At 63.6% G+C, this 15,128-nt stretch carries 11 protein-coding genes and 1 pseudogene; 7 read left to right on the forward strand and 5 right to left on the reverse strand.

All coding sequences use genetic code 11. The features are described from left to right. Positions 1 to 9: 9 nt before the first annotated feature. Positions 10 to 420, reverse strand: coding sequence for a DCC1-like thiol-disulfide oxidoreductase family protein (locus tag LH475_RS11875; RefSeq protein ID WP_196843276.1), 411 nt, complete (start codon positions 418 to 420; stop codon positions 10 to 12). A 620-nt stretch (positions 421 to 1,040) separates the two neighbouring features. On the opposite strand from LH475_RS11875, the gene LH475_RS11880 reads away from it, so the two are divergent. The 3 genes from LH475_RS11880 (at position 1,041) to LH475_RS11890 (ending at position 5,543) form a co-directional block, all read left to right on the forward strand. Further along, on the forward strand, positions 1,041 to 2,828 hold the full coding sequence (locus LH475_RS11880; RefSeq protein ID WP_297414207.1) for an ABC transporter family substrate-binding protein: 1,788 nt from the start codon (positions 1,041 to 1,043) through the stop codon (positions 2,826 to 2,828). A 166-nt stretch (positions 2,829 to 2,994) separates the two neighbouring features. Beyond that, positions 2,995 to 4,527, forward strand: a complete 1,533-nt coding sequence (locus LH475_RS11885) for an ABC transporter permease (protein WP_196843278.1) — start codon at positions 2,995 to 2,997, stop codon at positions 4,525 to 4,527. Between the two features lie 11 nt (positions 4,528 to 4,538). After that, the gene (locus LH475_RS11890; protein WP_196843328.1) at positions 4,539 to 5,543 is read left to right on the forward strand and encodes an ABC transporter permease; all 1,005 of its coding nucleotides are present in this window, start codon (positions 4,539 to 4,541) and stop codon (positions 5,541 to 5,543) included. Positions 5,544 to 5,563: 20 nt separating this feature from the next. On the opposite strand, the gene LH475_RS11895 is transcribed toward LH475_RS11890, so the two are convergent. Further along, the gene (locus LH475_RS11895) at positions 5,564 to 6,202 is read right to left on the reverse strand and encodes a PH domain-containing protein (protein WP_297414213.1); all 639 of its coding nucleotides are present in this window, start codon (positions 6,200 to 6,202) and stop codon (positions 5,564 to 5,566) included. Positions 6,203 to 6,315: 113 nt separating this feature from the next. On the opposite strand from LH475_RS11895, the gene LH475_RS11900 reads away from it, so the two are divergent. Both LH475_RS11900 and typA read left to right on the forward strand, forming a co-directional pair. Next, complete coding sequence (locus tag LH475_RS11900; protein WP_297414215.1) at positions 6,316 to 8,103, forward strand: ABC transporter ATP-binding protein; 1,788 nt, start codon at positions 6,316 to 6,318, stop codon at positions 8,101 to 8,103. A gap of 157 nt (positions 8,104 to 8,260) precedes the next feature. After that, positions 8,261 to 10,171 (forward strand): translational GTPase TypA, encoded by a 1,911-nt coding sequence (gene typA / locus LH475_RS11905; RefSeq protein ID WP_196843281.1) that lies wholly within the window; start codon positions 8,261 to 8,263, stop codon positions 10,169 to 10,171. A 163-nt stretch (positions 10,172 to 10,334) separates the two neighbouring features. On the opposite strand, the gene efeB is transcribed toward typA, so the two are convergent. The 3 genes from efeB to efeU are packed head-to-tail and all read right to left on the reverse strand — an operon-like array spanning position 10,335 to position 13,757. Beyond that, positions 10,335 to 11,669: an iron uptake transporter deferrochelatase/peroxidase subunit gene (efeB, locus tag LH475_RS11910; RefSeq protein WP_297414217.1), complete on the reverse strand. Its 1,335-nt coding sequence runs from the start codon at positions 11,667 to 11,669 to the stop codon at positions 10,335 to 10,337. A gap of 19 nt (positions 11,670 to 11,688) precedes the next feature. Beyond that, entirely contained in the window at positions 11,689 to 12,858 is a 1,170-nt protein-coding gene (gene efeO / locus LH475_RS11915) for an iron uptake system protein EfeO (protein ID WP_297414219.1), read from the reverse strand. 29 nt (positions 12,859 to 12,887) lie between these two features. After that, a complete protein-coding gene (gene efeU, locus LH475_RS11920) occupies positions 12,888 to 13,757 on the reverse strand; it encodes an iron uptake transporter permease EfeU (RefSeq protein WP_196843284.1) in 870 nt (289 codons plus the stop codon). 162 nt (positions 13,758 to 13,919) lie between these two features. Between efeU and LH475_RS11925 the strand changes: the two genes are divergently transcribed. After that, a complete protein-coding gene (locus LH475_RS11925; RefSeq protein WP_196843285.1) occupies positions 13,920 to 14,915 on the forward strand; it encodes a hypothetical protein in 996 nt (331 codons plus the stop codon). A 72-nt stretch (positions 14,916 to 14,987) separates the two neighbouring features. Beyond that, positions 14,988 to 15,128: pseudogene (locus LH475_RS11930) on the forward strand (ferredoxin); the annotation flags it as partial.

Consider the following 15,128-nt stretch of genomic DNA (forward strand, 5'->3'; position numbering starts at 1 on the left):
AACCGAGCGTCATGAGGTGAACCCGGCCGTGCCCAAGAACCCGGCCCTGCAGACAGGCGTGCCGCCGAGCAGTTCAAAACGGTAACGGCCGACGAGCCGGTCACAGCCTTCGGCGGCCCAGGACAAAGGAGAAACCGTGCCCGGCCAGCCGAGCAGGCCAAGCACGGCGCGCGGCTGCTGGCGGAGCAGCGCAGCGACGGTGGCTGCCCTGCCGAACGGACGCCCGGCGACAACGAGCCACCCCCGGGCGAAGCCGTCGGCCCCGGTCAGGCCCAGGCTGGCCAGGTCGGCCCCCTGGGAGGGCGTGGCCATCGGCATGACGGCCAGGGCCTGGCCCAACCAGGCAACGCCGGTCGTGCAGAAGCCGCAGTCACCGTCGAAAATAAGGATCGGCCGCACTGTGACAGGTTCAAAAGCCATGGCACTATCTTGCCAGTGCACGGGCCGACTCGGGACTCGGTCGCCGTGGCGAAAATGTGTATGGTTGCAAGACTGTACGCTCTTTTATGGCGCCAAAGGTTGCGTGCGCGTAACGATATGCGCGATTTGTCACGTGTGCGGATGCCCCTCAAATTAGGCTGGTAGCTCATGCCCAAAGACGGGCGCATGTCTTTGACAACCCGCGGGAGACGTACACGCAAGAGCTTTTCAGCGCCATCCCCGGAGGCAATTTCGAGTTCGGTCGCTGAACCGACGGGTGTGGCCAGGCAGTCCGAGTGACCCGGTCGACCTGTCCATACCTGTGTGCGGCACAGCCCGGTGAACGTGTGTTTCAGGGCGTTTCGGGCCGTGACGCCGTTGGGCGGTCGCGCACGACATAGCGCATCCCGCCCCCCTGACAGGCACAATCTTGCCGTTCTCGGGCATCGGCGCAATATTCTTGCAAATCGCACGACTCGCTGTGCATCTCGGTTACCGCTGTGTAACGTTTCGGACATTTGCTAGGTAACCGACCACTTCTCTCCCTAGGGTCGTAATTATCCACGCTCGACGCTGGGGTCAAAAACCTGAGTCGGTGCACATTTCGCACAGGAGGAAAATTGCCAATCAGAGGAAAACTCTTCAGGAAGACGCTGACGGGGGTTGCCGTTCTGGGCGTCGCCGCCCTCGCGTTGACCGCCTGCACTACGACAGGTAGTACGCCGAAAGAGACCAGCGCCAGCGGTGGTACCGTGACGGTTGCCGTCGTCAATGACTTCACATCGTTCAACAACCAGACCCCGCAGAGCAACCTGGACACCAACGGCCAGGTCGGTTACCTCATGGGCAACTACGGCTCAGCCTTCTCGTATATTGACAAAAACTTCAAGATCGTGCACGACGAGAAGTTCGGCACCTTCGAGAAGACCAGCGATGACCCGCAGACCGTCAAATACACGCTGAACAAGGAAAACAAGTGGTCTGACGGCGAGCCCGTCACCGCTGACGACATGATTCTCGCCTGGGCCGTCGGATCCGGCTACTATGACAGCGCAACCACCGACGAAGAAGGCGCCGTCACAGCCGGCAACCGTTACTTCGAGATCGCAGGCAGCACCGCCGGCCTCGACGCGACGGCTTTTCCCGAAATCGGTGACGACAACAGGTCGATCACGCTCGTCTACGACACTCCCTACGTGGACTGGGAACTCGTCAACCCGATCGCCCAGCCCGCCCACATTGTTGCCAAGAAGGCCGGACTCGGCTCCGCCGCCGAACTGACCGCACTGCTCAAGGGTTTGGCCAAGGGCGACCCTGCTGCCCCGGTCGCCGCCGACCCGCCCCTGAAGGCTGCCGCCGACTTCGTCAACACCGGCTACGCCGTGACCGCGTTCCCGACCGATCCTGACCTGCTGGTCTCGAGCGGTGCCTTCGTGCCGACCGGCTGGACCCCAGGGCAGTCCTTCACCATGGAGCGCAACAAGTTCTACGTGGGAACCATGGTTCCCAACGTCGACAAGATCATCATGCGCGTCATTCCCGACGCCAACGCCCAGGTGACCGCTCTTCAGAACGGTGAGGTTGACATCATCAACCCGCAGGCATCCGCTGACACGCTGACGGCCCTTGAGAACACGGGAGCCGATGTGCTCACCGGCGACCAGGTCTCGTACGACCACCTCGACCTGAACTTCGGTTCACAGACCTCGACCGTGTTCGCCGACAGCAACGTCCGTCAGGCATTCCTCAAAACAGTCCCGCGCCAGCAGATCCTTGACTCCATCGTCACCCCGGTGAACCCGGACGCCAAGGTTCTCGACTCGCAGATCTGGGTTCCGGCCAACGAGCCGTACGCAGACTCGGTCAAGAACAACGGTTCTTCCGATTACGCCGAGGTTGACATCGAAGGTGCCAAGGCGCTTCTGGCCGGAGCGACACCGACTGTCCGAATTCTGTACAACACGAACAACCCGAACCGCGTGGATGAGTTCCAGGCCATTCAGGAATCGGCCACCAAGGCCGGCTTCAACGTGGTCGATGCCGGTTCGCCCGACTGGAGCTCGCTGCTTGCCGGTGGCGACTATGACGCCTCCATCTTCGGCTGGATCAGCCCCGGTGTCGGCTCTGCCGGAATCCCGCAGATCTTCTCGACCGGCGGTGGTGGAAACTACAACCGTTACACGGGCACCAACGATGACGCCATCGCGACCCAGACCACCCTGGACCCGAAAGAGCTGATCGTGCTCCAGAAGAAGATTGACAAGCAGATGTTCGCCGACGCGTACGGTTTGCCCCTGTTCCAGCTCCCCGGTGTGTTCGGTGTCTCCAAGCGCGTGAGCGGCGTGGAGTACATGGGCAACCAGACCGGCCCGTTCTGGAACTTCTGGGAATGGTCCGTCTCTAAGTAAGTAGCACCAACGCAGTAGAGAAACATCACCCGTTGGGTTCTTGGGGTTCGCCCCAGGAACCCAACTTGTGAGTTGATTGCGTGGTTCGCCGTGAACGCGCTTACAATCGAGACGTTGAACGCAATGTCGCAGCCAACGGCGCCCGTCCCAGTGAGGTAAATAACATATGGTGAGTTTCATCCTGAGACGCCTTCTCGTTTCGGTGCTCATCCTCGTCGCCGCTTCATTCCTGATGTACGTGTTGGTCGCTTACTCGGCAGATCCGCTTCAGGACCTCACCAGTAGCAACTCACCCAACAAAGAGCAGCTGATCAACGCTCGAGTGCAACTTCTCGACCTTGACGTTCCGCCTCCGCTCCGCTGGGTGCTCTGGCTCGGTGGGGTCGCGAAGTGTGCCATTCCCTTCGCCAACGCCTGTGATCTCGGCTCCACCGTCTCGAACGCGCAGGTCGTCGACATTCTGCCGGGCGCCCTAGCGGCCACCGTTCAACTCGTCACGCTCGCCCTCGTGCTCGCCATCCTCCTCGGCGTCATGATCGGTATCGTCACGGCGCTTCGCCAGTACAGCGGCCTCGACAACACCGTGACGTTCATCAGCTTCTTCCTCTATTCACTTCCGGCATTTCTCGTGGCCGTACTGCTCAAGGAATTCGTCGCCATCGGCTTCAACAACTTTCTGCGCGACCCGGTCATCGGTGCCATCGTGGCCCTGGTGATCGGTCTCGTCATGGGTGCCATCTGGCAGTCCCTGCTTGGTGGCGACGCAAAGAGACGATTGGTCGTCTTTCTGGTTTCGGGTGCCGCAACCGCGAGTGTGCTGCTCCTGATGAGCGCGACGAACTGGTTTATGAACCCTGGCCTCGGGCCGATCGTGATCATTCTGGTTTCGGCCGCGATTGCCTTTGCCGTCACGCTTGTGTTGGCCGGGCTTCGCAACCGTCGGGCGTTCATCACCGGCGGTATCAACGCGGGCATCGCGATCGCCGGGTACTTTCTGTTGCAGCCTCTGTTCGATGTGTCGTCGGCTGGAACGCTGGCCATTCTGGCCCTGGTCACCCTCGCCGTCGGAGCGATCAGTGGCTATCTGATGGGCGGGTACGACCGCGGCCAGAACATTCGGGTTGGCATGGTCACGGCTGGTTTGTGTGGCGCGATCGTTCTGCTCGACCGGTTTATGCAGTCCTGGGGTGATCTTCTCGAGGCCACCAACGGCCGCCCGATCGCCACCGTCGGATCGAAAACACCGGGCGCCTCGGGCGATGTCTGGCTCAGTGGACTCGATGCATTCGCGCACCTGACGTTGCCGACGATCGCGCTTCTTCTGATCTCGTTCGCCGGGTACACCCGGTATTCCCGGGCCGGCATGCTCGAGGTGCTCAGTCTTGACTACATCCGCACCGCGCGGGCCAAAGGGCTCCCCGAGCGCACGGTGATCATGCGCCACGCCTTCCGCAACATGCTGATCCCACTCACCACCCTCGTCGCATTCGACGTGGGCGCACTTCTTGGTGGGGCGATCATCACCGAAAAGGTCTTTGCGATTCCGGGCATGGGAAACCTCTTCAACCAGGGGCTCGGGCGCGGTGACCTCAACCCGGTCATGGGGTACTTTCTGATCGTCGCCGCCATGGCCATTACCTTCAACTTTCTCGCCGATATGGCGTATGCCGGTCTCGATCCGAGGGTGAGGATCCGCTAGTGTCCAATCAGATTCAACCGACCGGACTTGACGAAACGGTCATTCCCACCCACGTTCCTGAAAGCCAGGGGCGCCTCATCTGGCGCCGTTTCGTCGGCAACAAGGTGGCCGTCGCGTCGGTGATTCTCATCGTGGTGATCATCGTCTTCGCGATCGCTGCCATCGGCAACGGGCTCATCCCCGGCTGGTGGAAGTTCAGTTATAAAGAGCTGAACCCCCAAGTGAACCGCGGCGACCCGACGCTGTCGCTCGTGCCCGTGTGGCTCGGCGGCAACGGGGTGAGCCTCGGCGAGCATCCGTTCGGCCAGGACCGCATCGGCAAGGACTATTTCGCCATGACCATGCGCGGCATTCAGAACTCCGTACTGTTCATGGTCGTTTTCGGCTTCATTGCAACCTTCATCGGTGTTGTTGTCGGCGCCGTCGCCGGCTACTACCGCGGCTGGGTCGACGCCGTGCTCATGCGTGTCACCGACGTCTTCATCGTGATCCCCGCCCTCGTGATCGGCGCTGTCGTCGGCCACTGGCTCGGTTCCCTCGGCGCACCCGTCCTGGCGATCATGCTCGCCTTCTTCTCGTGGATGGGCATCGCCCGACTGGTCCGCGGCGAATTCCTGTCGCTACGGGAGCGAGAATTCGTCGAGGCCGCCCGCGTCGCCGGTGCTTCAGACGCCCGCATCATTTTCAAACACATCCTGCCCAACGCCATCGGCGTCGTCATCGTCTCCGCGACGCTGATCATGGCGTCGGCGATCCTGCTCGAAACGGCGTTGAGCTATCTGGGCTACGGCATCCGTTCACCCGACGTGTCGCTGGGCCTACTGATCAGCGCGAACCAGTCTGCGTTTCAGACGCGGCCGTGGCTGTTCTGGTGGCCCGGTGTGTTCATCGTCTCGCTCGCGCTGCTGGTCAACTTTGTCGGTGACGGGCTGCGTGATGCCTTCGACCCGAGGCACCGCCGCTTCAAGCTGAGCAAAATGCGTGAGACCCGCTCGGAGCCGGAGCTGAACGCGTGATTACCCGCATGATGGGCCGATCACGCCAACACCACGGCGGCGATGGATGCTGCGCCCAGGAATACGAGGATCGCGCCGCGACCCCAGTGCCAGCGCACCAGAATGGGCGTCTGCTCGGCCACGCCCGCTTCGATCAGGTTGGCTGCCAGCAGGCGGTCCCACCGGCTGCGCACCAGGTGCGCCGCCTCACCGGATTCGCTGCTGAGCAGATCGCCGGGCCGAGGCTGGCCGGTCATAAAAGGAACCGGGTCGGCGATCTGGTTGTTCGAAGCGTGGATCAGGTTGCGGCCGGGCGCTGGAGCGGCGAACGCCGCGAACTTGCGGCCGGGTGTGAACAGGGTCAGCGCGAACTTGGTATCAACGTTGATGAGTGCCGCCCACGGAATGACGACCGTACGCAGCGGGTTCGCCAGCGTGACAGCGTCATCGCTCACCCGCACGAGGGGCGCCCAGAGTACCTCCCAGACGAACAGGGCAATGAAGGCGAGCCCAACCAAATAGTACAACTGGGTGCCGCTCGGCAGCAGGAACAAGCTCAGCACCGACAGGGCGCAGAGCATCCAGAAAGTTGCGGCGACGATTCGGTTGAATCGCGAGAAGAAGACCACCGGAGCGGCACTGCTCGGGCTGGACTGGTCTGGGTCGGGACTATGAGGCATGCTGCAATGCTGACAGCTTTTGACCCGATCGGGCACCACGACACCGCCGAGCACGCACCCTCACCACTCCCAACCCCCGCGCGCGGAGTGGCAATCTCAGAAATCAGGATCTCATGACCGATCGCGTCACGCCCCAGTGGACCGGCCCAGTACTCGAGGTCACCGACCTCACCGTACATTTCGGTGTCGACAACGTCTGGGTGCCCGCCGCCCTCAACCTGAACTATTCCATCGAACGCGGAAAAGTGCTCGCGATCGTCGGTGAGTCCGGCTCAGGCAAGAGTGCCAGCTCCATGGCGATTCTCGACCTGCTCGCCGAGAACAGCCGCACCACCGGCAGCGTCAAGCTGTCGGGCCGCGAACTGATGGGCCTCAAACCGGCGCAGATGCACCGCGTGCGCGGCGGGCAGATCGCAATGATCTTTCAGGAGCCGATGACCGCACTCAACCCGGTCTACACGATCGGATTTCAGATCATCGAGACACTTCGGGCGCACTTCGGCATGTCGCCCTCACAGGCGAAAGTGCGCGCTCTCGAACTGCTCGAAATGGTCGAGCTGCCCGACCCGCTCAAGGCTTTCAACTCCTTTCCGCACCAACTCTCCGGCGGCCAGCGTCAACGCGCGATGATCGCCCAGTCCATCTCGTGCGACCCGCTTCTGCTCATCGCCGACGAGCCGACGACCGCGCTCGACGTGACGGTGCAGGCCGAAATTCTCGACCTGCTGCGCAGCCTGCGGGACCGCCTCGACAGTGCCATTCTGCTGATCACCCACGACATGGGCGTCGTCGCCGACCTCGCCGACGACATTGCCGTGATGCGCCGCGGAGTCATTGTTGAGCGGGGTACCGTCGACCAGATCTTCAACGCCCCCCAGCACCCGTACACGATTGCGCTGCTGGCCGCTGTTCCACACCTCGGCCAGCGCGGCGACGAGGTCATCGATATGACCGCGGCGCTCGCGGTCGGCACCAACTTCGCGGTCGATGACAGCTTGGCCGCTCGCATTCAGGTGAACGAGCGGCTCGCGAACGAGGCGGCATCCGCTGCCCGTAGTGACAGTCGTGAAGTCGTCGTGAAGTTCGAGGATGTGGTCATCGAATACCCCAAACACGGCCGTGTTGCCGCTTTTCGGGCGGTTGACAAGGTCAACCTGTTCGTGCGCCAGGGCGAGGTGCTCGGGCTCGTGGGGGAGTCGGGTTCGGGCAAGACCACCCTCGGACGGGCCGCAATCGCTTTGTTGCCGATCACCGCGGGTACACTCACCGTCGCCGGCCAGGACATCTCGCGTGCCACCCGCGACGAGATCCACACGCTGCACAAGAGCGTCGGAATCGTGTTCCAAGATCCGTCATCGTCGTTGAACCCGCGGATGCCCATCGGTGACAGCATCGGCGAACCGCTCAAGCTCGCCAAGGGTCTCAAGGGTGCCGCGTTGAGCGCCGAGGTGGAGCGTCTGCTCGACAGCGTCGAACTGCCGCGCAACTATCGCACGCGGTTTCCACACGAATTGTCCGGTGGTCAAAAACAGCGTGTCGGTATTGCCAGGGCACTGTCGCTCGAGCCGCGTGTGCTCATTGCCGACGAGCCGACCAGCGCATTGGACGTGTCGGTACAGTCCCGTGTACTCGAATTGATCCAGGCGTTGCAGAAAGAAATGAACTTCGCCTGCCTCTTCATTACCCACGACCTCGCCGTGATCGACGTGCTCGCCGATCGGATCGCGGTCATGCACCACGGTCGCATTGTCGAGACCGGCACGCGTGATGAGATTCTGCGCTACCCGAAGGATCCGTACACGCAGCGTCTGCTCGCTGCCGTGCCGTTGCCCGATCCGAGTAAGCAGCGAGCCCGTCGGGAACTGCGTCAGGAGATGCTCGAGGCCGGCGCCGACCTGTAGAGCGTGGGCCGCGGGGTCGACCCCCCGAGTTGGCCGCCGGACTGACCGCCGAATCATACGGTAGGATAGTACTTTGGGCCACATTATGACCCCTGCTATCCACCCTTCGTCGCGCGCGAGACTCTGCGGCACTCATTCTTCGTAAGGATCTATTTTTATGGCGATTGCTACACGCAATAACCTCCGAAATGTTGCAATCGTTGCTCACGTTGACCACGGTAAGACGACGCTGGTTGACGCGATGCTCAAGCAGACCGACTCCTTCGCGGACCACTCACACGTTGAAGAGCGCGCGATGGACTCGAACGAGCTCGAGCGCGAAAAGGGCATCACGATTCTCGCCAAGAACACGGCCGTTTCGTACAAGGGCGTTCACGCCACCGACGGTCCCATCACCATCAACGTGATCGACACCCCGGGCCACGCCGACTTCGGTGGCGAGGTCGAGCGCGGTCTGTCCATGGTTGACGGCGTCGTTCTGCTCGTTGACGCGAGTGAGGGCCCGCTGCCGCAGACCCGCTTCGTGCTGCGCAAGGCACTCGAGGCCAAGCTGCCCGTTATTCTCCTGGTCAACAAGACCGACCGTCCCGACGCGCGCATCGACGAGGTCGTGGCCGAGAGCCAGGACCTGCTCATCGGCCTCGCGAGCGACATGGCCGATGACTTTCCCGACCTCGACCTCGACGCCGTTCTCGACGTGCCCGTCGTCTACGCCTCGGGCCGCAACGGCGCCGCGAGCTGGAACAAGCCCGAAGACGGCACCCTGCCCGACAACGACGACCTCGAGCCGTTGTTCGACGCCATTCTCAAGCACATCCCGGCACCGACCTACGATGACCAGCACCCCCTTCAGGCGCACGTCACCAACCTCGACGCCTCGCCGTTCCTCGGCCGACTTGCGCTGCTGCGCATCTTCCAGGGCACCATCAAGAAGGGCCAGACCGTCGCCTGGGTTCAGCAGGACGGTACCGTCAGCAACGTGAAGATCACCGAGCTGCTCATCACCAAGGCTCTTGACCGCTACCCGACCGAGAGCGCCGGCCCCGGCGACATCGTGGCCGTGGCCGGCATCGACAACATCACCATTGGTGAGACCCTCGCCGACCCCGACGACGTGCGCCCGTTGCCGACCATCACGGTCGACGACCCGGCCATCTCGATGACTATCGGCACCAACACCTCGCCGCTCATGGGCAAGGTCAAGGGCCACAAGCTCACCGCTCGCATGGTCAAGGACCGCCTCGACCGTGAGCTCGTCGGTAACGTCTCGCTCAAGGTCGTTGACATCGGACGCCCCGACGCGTGGGAGGTGCAGGGTCGTGGAGAACTGGCCCTCGCCATCCTCGTCGAGCAGATGCGTCGTGAAGGCTTCGAACTCACCGTCGGCAAGCCGCAGGTAGTCGTTAAGCGTGTTGACGGCAAGATTCACGAGCCCTACGAACACCTCACCATCGACGCTCCCGAAGAATACCTCGGCGCGATCACACAACTGCTCGCCGCTCGTAAGGGTCGCATGGAGAACATGGCGAACCACGGCACCGGCTGGGTTCGCATGGAATTCATCGTTCCGTCGCGTGGCCTGATCGGCTTCCGCACGCAGTTCCTCACCGACACGCGAGGTACCGGTATCGCCAACGCGATTCTGCACGGTTACGAGCCCTGGGCTGGAACCATCAACACTCGCACCAACGGGTCGATTGTCGCGGACCGGTCGGGTGCTGTCACCCCGTTCGCGATCATCAACCTGCAGGAGCGCATGTCGTTCTTCGTGCAGCCGACCAGCGAGGTTTACGAGGGCATGGTTATCGGCGAGAACTCGCGCGCCGACGACATGGACGTGAATATCACCAAGGAAAAGAAACTGACCAACATGCGTCAGTCCAGCTCCGACACGTTCGAGTCGATGACGCCACCCAAGCAGCTCTCACTGGAGCAGTGCCTCGAGTTCGCTCGTGAAGACGAGTGCGTTGAGGTCACCCCGGCCGCAGTGCGTATTCGCAAGGTTGAGCTCACGGCATCCGCTCGCTCGCGCCAGGTGTCGCGCGTGAAGAAGATGGACGCCAACTAGCCACCGGTAACACAATGCCCCTTCGGTTCGCCGAGGGGGCATTGTTGTGTGTGGAAGCGGCGGCTCTAACCGACCACACGCCCCCGAACCGTGAGTTCAGAGTGGTTTTTTGGACGAAAATGGGTCAAAACTCACGGCTCGGCGACAAGCGGATGCTGGCCCACTACGCGAATAGAGGGGCGCCTACGAAGCTGTTCTCTCGAGCCCCGGCGGGAACGGCGAACAGGGCGCTACCGACGTGCCGAATGTACTCGTTGAGTGCATCATGCTTGGCGAGGTTCAGCTGCACGGAAGTGAACTGGGCGGGCGAGCGCTGAAAGCTGATGAAGAACAGGCCGGCCTCGAGGCGACCCAGGTCATCGTTGCCATCGACAAAGTTGTAGCCGCGGCGCAACAGCTTGGTGCCCTTATTCTGGGTTGGATGTGCCAGCCGAACGTGCGCTGCAGCACCGATGAGTGGCTGGTCTTCCCGCCCGGCCAAGGTGAAATCTGGCTCAGTAAACTCGGTGCCGCCCGAGAGTGGCGCTCCGGCCCCCTTGGTGCGGCCGAAGACCGCCTCCTGCTCCCGCAGAATGGAGCGATCCCACGTCTCAATGGTCATGCGAATACGCCGCGCCACCAGGTAGGAGCCGCCGGCCAGCCAGGCCGGCTCGTCATCCGCTGAAACCCAGACTTGGTCGGTGACCACGTTGGGCTCTTCCGCCTTGATGTTGGCGGTGCCGTCTTTGAAACCGAAGAGGTTGCGCGGGGTGGACTGGGATGTTGAGGTGGACGAGGTGCGCCCGAATCCGAGCTGGGACCAGCGCAGGGCGGCCCGTCCGAACGCGATGCGAGACAGGTTGCGAATGGCGTGCACGGCGACCTGGGGGTCGTTGGAGCAGGCCTGGATGCACACGTCACCGTCGCTGCGGCCGACATCGAGGTCATCGCCCGGAAAGTGCGGAAGCGCTGCCAGCTCGGCCGGCCGGCGGCCTGCAATGCCGAAGCGATCGACGCCATCCGCTGTTTCAAACAGGGTTGGGCCAAAGCCAAAGCCGAAGGTGATTGTGAGGCCGGCTGTTGGTAGTCCCTGCGCCTCGCCGGTGTCTTCGGGCGGTGCATCGTAGGGGCCGCTGACCGCGCCGTACTCGCCGATATCGTGGCCGGCGGTCAGAGCTGCGGCGGCGATAGTCCAGTCCTGCAGCAGCTCGATCAGCTCGGCCCGCGTGGTGCCGACCGAAACATCGAATACGGCGAAGTGCAGGCGATCCTGCGCCGGCGTGACGATGCCGGCCTGGTGGCTGCCATAGAAGGGGTAGACGGCCGAAGCGGAAGCCGCGCCCGGCATTGCCGCCGCGGCCAGCGCGACCCGGTCTCCGGCCACACCGAGGCCGATCCCGGCGACGCTGGCCCCGGCGAGGCCGAGCAGCCCACGCCGCGAAAGGCCGCGGGTTGGCGTGGAAGGAGCAGACGGATCGGTGGACTCGGCCCGCTTCGCGCGGGGCGCAGCGCGAGTCACAGCGCCAGCCTCAGCACTGTCACAACACGAGCGCTGCGGTGAGCTGGTTCAACGGCTCGCCGAGCGCGTTGACCTGATCGGCGAGGGTGCGAATCTCAGCCGGCGTGAGGTCGGTGTAAATTGTGAAGCCGTCACCGACCCGTTGGGCGTCGAGTAGCGTCTGCAGCGCGGCGAACTCGGTGTCGAGGCTGGCTGCAAGGTCGGGGTCTTGTTGCAGGAGAATGTCGCGCACTCCGTCGTAGAGCACCTTGGCGCCGTCGACATTGGCCTGGAAATCCCAGAGGTCGGTGTGTGACCAGGCTTCTTCCTCGCCGGTGACCTTACCGGTGGCGACCTCGTCGAGCAGGCCGATGGCACCATTGGTCTGCTGCGACAGCGTAAAAGTCAGACCCTGCACCTTGTCGTCCAGGGTCGCGGTGTCGGCGACGAGCTGCTCGGTGAGCGCAGCACGCTTCTCGGTGCTGTACGCCTCGAAGCCGGCCTCGGCCTCAGCCGGCCACAGGGCCTTCTCGATCGCATGCCAACCGGTCCAGTTCTGGCCCTCTTCGACGTCGGCCTCGCGCAGATCAAGCTTCGGGTCGAGGTCGCCGAACGATTCGGCGATCGTCTCCACCCGCTCCCAGTGCACCCGGGTGGAGGCGTACACGCTGCGGGCCCGGTCGAAATCGCCGCCCACATAGGCCGCGGCGAACGCGTCGGTGCCGGTGACGAGCTGGTCGATCTGGTCGCTCACGTAGGAGGCGTAGTTGGTATTGGCCGAGTCGATCTGGGCCGCGAGATCGACGTTGACGGTGGCCGCGGCATCCGTTTTGGTGGCGGTGAACTCGGCCTTGCCGACGCCGTCACCGGACATTCCCGGCTTGCAGGCGGTGAAATAGCTGCCGGCGTCGAGCTGCACGACGAGGTCGCGGCGGAGACCCGGGCCGATGTTCTCCGCTTCGCCGACGATGCGCAGACCGTCTGCGGCCAACAGGTAGAACTCGGTCACCTGGTCACCGGAATTGGTGACCGAGAAGCGGATGCTGCCGGCCGGCGCCTCGTTCGTGGATACCGCGCATTCGGACTGGCTGCTCTCGACGGTGAGCGCCGCGTGTGTAGCCGCCGGGTTGTTGGCGACACACCCGCTGAGGAGGGTCACTCCGAGCAGGCTGGTACCGAGCACGCAGGCAGAACGAAAAGCACGAGGCATGGAGATCCTTTGACAGGGTTACAGGAAAATTAGTGCGCGGCGACAGGCGTGGGCGCCGGCGCGTACGGTGCGGCCTGAACGGGGCGAGCACTCGGGCGGCCCTGACGGCTCTTCGTGATGAAGAGGGCCAGGGTCGGCGCGGCATAGGCCAGCCACGTGAACATTTGCAGCCAGGTCGTGGCGGCGGAGAAGTTCAGGGTGCCCTTGAGCAGAGTGCCGTACCAGCTATCCGGCGGCACGGCCGCGCTCACGTTGAAGGCGAGGGCATTCAGTCCGGGCAGGATGCCGGCCTCCTGCAGGTCGTGCACGCCATAGGAGAGCACCCCGGCAGCGACGATGATGAGAATGGCGCCGGTGAAGGTGAAGAACTTCGACAGGTTGATCTTGAGCATGCCGGCGTAAATCAGCCAGCCGAGCCCGATCGCCGTGACGAGGCCGAGTGCCGCGCCGAATAGGGGCATGGTCGTGGCGCCGGTCGCCTGCACGGCGGCCCAGAGAAATAGCGCGGTCTCGATGCCTTCGCGGCCCACGGCGAGAAACGCGACGAGCACGAGCCCCAGGCCGGCGCCGACAAGGTGCTTGTCGATGTTGCCCTGCAGGTGGCCCTTGAGATCGCGTGCGGTGCGCAGCATCCAGAACACCATCCAGGTCACCAGCCCGGTCGCAACGATCGACAGCACACCGCCAATCGTTTCCTGCGCGGTGAACGACAGACCGTAGGTGCCGTAGGTGAGCAGGGCGCCGATGCCGAGGGCGAGCAGCACGGCCAGGCCGACACCGAGCCAGATGCGCGGCAGCACGTCACGCCGGTTGATTTTCACAACGTAGGCAATGAGGATCGTCACGATCAGTGCGGCCTCAAGGCCTTCCCGCAGGCCGATCAGGTAGTTTGCGAGCACGGGTTTCCTTCTAAGTTTCGAGCAAAAAATTTGGTAAGGCTAACCTTACCAAGGTCGACTCTAGCCCGAACGCCGCGATCGTGTCTAGCTATGATTTGATTCGGTCACAGCTATTACCCAGTAAGTCCAACAGTCAGCAGCGAAGAAACGGAGCCTACGCCCATGGTCATGTCCGGCAGCGGCGAGCGCATCGTGTTCGTGCATGCCAGGCCTGGCGACGAATCCGCGCTGACCGGCGGCACGATCGCCCGGTTGCGTGCCGACGGGTCAAGGGTCGTCGTGCTCTACTCCGCGGCCATGACCGAAGCGGATGCCGCGGCGGTGTCCGCCGCGCTGGCCGAACTGGGGGCGCGCAGCTGGCATCGCTTGCCGCAGACCTCTGTTGGCGGAGCTGAACTTGGCGGAGCTGAACCGGGTGGGGCTGAACTCGTCGGGGCTGTGCAGAGCGCCATCGACGAACTCGACGCGACCGCCGTCGTCGTCGGCGCCGTCGATGATGCTCTGCGCGAGCGTGCGACGGCGGCGGCACACGACGTCGGACTGCCGGTGTTTCTGGCCCGGTCGGTGCGGCAGGCATCCGGCCAGCGTCTCATCGCAATCGACGTCGGCGATCACCTCGACCAGAAGCTGCGCGCGCTGCGCCAGTTTTCCGCGCGTTGGAGTCTGACGGAGTGCACCCGCACCCTCGCCGACGGCACCACCGACGTGATCACCGACACCGAAACGTTCCTGCGAGCGGATGCCCCGCGCCCGGCCCCCGCGCCGCCGAACCCCCAACCCGCTCGCCTGACCCTGCCGAACCGGTCGCTGGCGGGCCTCGGCGGCCTGCTGCTGGGCATCCTCTTTGGTGTGCTGGGAACCATTGCGCATCAGGCCACGCTGACGTTGTACGGCGTGGCGCTTCCGATCGGCCTGTCGATCGCGTTCGTGGGTATCGGTGCCCTGCTGCTCGGACTGCGCCTCGTCGTGGGGGACCGGTTTGTGGTCGGCTTGGCCGCGGTGGGGCTGCTCCTGACCATTTTTGTGCTCTCTCTGCGCGGATCCGGCGGGTCGGTGCTCGTGCCGGCCGGGCTGCCGGGAACCCTGTGGACCGTTGTTCCGGCGCTCATCGCGGCGCTCGTGCTGGCCTGGCCGAAACTGCCGCCGCGCCGCCGATAACCGCGCACGGGTTGGGGGTCGACGGAGGGGGCGTAGACTCAAGTGTCCGCTCTCGAAGGGAACCCCCAGCCCGTGACGTATGTGATCGCTCTTCCGTGCGTCGATGTGAAAGATCGTGCCTGCATCGACGAATGCCCGGTGGACTGCATTTATGAGGGCGAACGTTCCCTCTACATTCACCCCGACGAGTGCGTCGACTGTGGCGCCTGCGAA

Source organism: Cryobacterium sp., assembly GCF_026786305.1.
In the GTDB taxonomy this organism is placed as follows: domain Bacteria; phylum Actinomycetota; class Actinomycetes; order Actinomycetales; family Microbacteriaceae; genus Cryobacterium.

What these genes read in the sequence shown, in the direction of transcription:
- LH475_RS11875 (WP_196843276.1), bottom strand. Translation starts at nt 420, where the DNA reads ATGGCTTTTGAACCTGTCACAGTGCGGCCGATCCTTATTTTCGACGGT.
- LH475_RS11885 (WP_196843278.1), top strand. Translation starts at nt 2,995, where the DNA reads ATGGTGAGTTTCATCCTGAGACGCCTTCTCGTTTCGGTGCTCATCCTC.
- LH475_RS11895 (WP_297414213.1), bottom strand. Translation starts at nt 6,202, where the DNA reads ATGCCTCATAGTCCCGACCCAGACCAGTCCAGCCCGAGCAGTGCCGCT.
- LH475_RS11900 (WP_297414215.1), top strand. Translation starts at nt 6,316, where the DNA reads ATGACCGATCGCGTCACGCCCCAGTGGACCGGCCCAGTACTCGAGGTC.
- typA (WP_196843281.1), top strand. Translation starts at nt 8,261, where the DNA reads ATGGCGATTGCTACACGCAATAACCTCCGAAATGTTGCAATCGTTGCT.
- efeO (WP_297414219.1), bottom strand. Translation starts at nt 12,858, where the DNA reads ATGCCTCGTGCTTTTCGTTCTGCCTGCGTGCTCGGTACCAGCCTGCTC.
- LH475_RS11925 (WP_196843285.1), top strand. Translation starts at nt 13,920, where the DNA reads ATGGTCATGTCCGGCAGCGGCGAGCGCATCGTGTTCGTGCATGCCAGG.